Source organism: Stenotrophomonas sp. STEN033, assembly GCF_056856655.1.
Window position 1 is genome coordinate 1 of record NZ_JBXFWM010000130.1, and the last position, 1196, is coordinate 1196.

At 64.1% G+C, this 1196-nt stretch carries 1 protein-coding gene; it reads left to right on the forward strand.

The window, feature by feature from the left end; all coding sequences use genetic code 11:
• Positions 1 to 69 precede the first annotated feature (69 nt).
• Positions 70 to 1169, forward strand: a protein-coding gene (locus AC1VXC_RS21055; RefSeq protein ID WP_481540010.1) for an IS3 family transposase whose coding sequence is annotated in 2 segments (ribosomal slippage) — positions 70 to 319 and positions 319 to 1169 — 1101 coding nt in all. Because the reading frame shifts where the segments join, the coding sequence is not laid out codon by codon here.
• Positions 1170 to 1196: the final 27 nt, after the last annotated feature.

A 1196-nucleotide genomic window follows, 5' to 3' on the forward strand; every position in this document is an offset into this window, starting at 1 on the left:
TGACCTGAGACGAAACGTGTAGCCATTTGGATAGTGAGTTCTCTACCCTTAACAGGCAAGGAGAGCTCCATGAAGAAGCGATTTACCGACGAGCAGATCATCTCGATCCTGCGCGAAGCCGAGACCGGCGCGATGCCGATCAAGGCGCTGTGCAAGAAGCACAACCTGACCGAGCAGACGTTCTTCCGCTGGCGAAACAAGTTTGGCGGCATGGACGTGCCCGATGCCCGCCGGCTCAAGGACCTGGAATCCGAGAACAGCCGGCTCAAGCGGCTGGTGGCCGAGCAGATGCTGGTCATCGACGGGATGAAGGAGATCGTCCGAAAAAAATGACGACCCCGTCGGAACGACGTGACACGGTCCAGTTTCTGGTCCGCCGGGGTATCTCGCAGCGCAAAGCCCTTGGGTATCTGGGGTTGAGCCGCCGCATCGCCAGCTATGCCCCTCGCCAAGCCGCCAAGGACGAGGCCGTGGCGCAGCGGCTGCTGGCCGCGTCGCCGGAGGTGCCGCGGTTCGGGTATCGCCGTATGGCGGCCTGGTTGGCTCTGGGCGAAGCCCGCGTGCGCCGGCAATGGCGGGCGCTGGGCCTGAATATCCCGCGTCGTCGTCCGCGCCGCCGTCGCTCCGGCAGCGACATCCGTCTTCCGGGCGCGGTGCAGCCCAACGCGGTCTGGAGCTACGACTTTGTCCACGACCAGATGGTCGACGGCCGGAGCCTGAAAATGCTTTGCGTTATCGACGAATACACCCGCGAGTGCCTGGCGATCGAGGTCGGGGCGAGCCTGCGGTCGCAGGACGTGATCCTGACCTTGTCGCGGCTGATGCGGCTCTACGGCAAGCCGGCCTTTGTCCGCTCCGACAACGGCGCCGAGTTCACGGCGGCCAAGGTCATGCGTTGGCTGCGAGACGCGGCGATTGGCCCGGCTTTCATCGCGCCGGGCAGTCCTTGGCAGAACGGGTTCGTCGAAAGCTTCAACGGCAAGCTGCGGGACGAGTTGCTTAACCGGGAATGGTTCCGCAGCCGGGCCGAGGCGAAGGTGCTGATCGAACGCTGGCGGCAGTTCTACAACGAGCAGCGGCCGCACAGCGCCCACCGCTACAAGGCCCCGGCCACCGTTCGACGGGCTTGGCTCGAGGCAGATAATATCCACCCCGGACTCACTGGCTAATTGGCTACAAGATCCGTACGCAGGTCA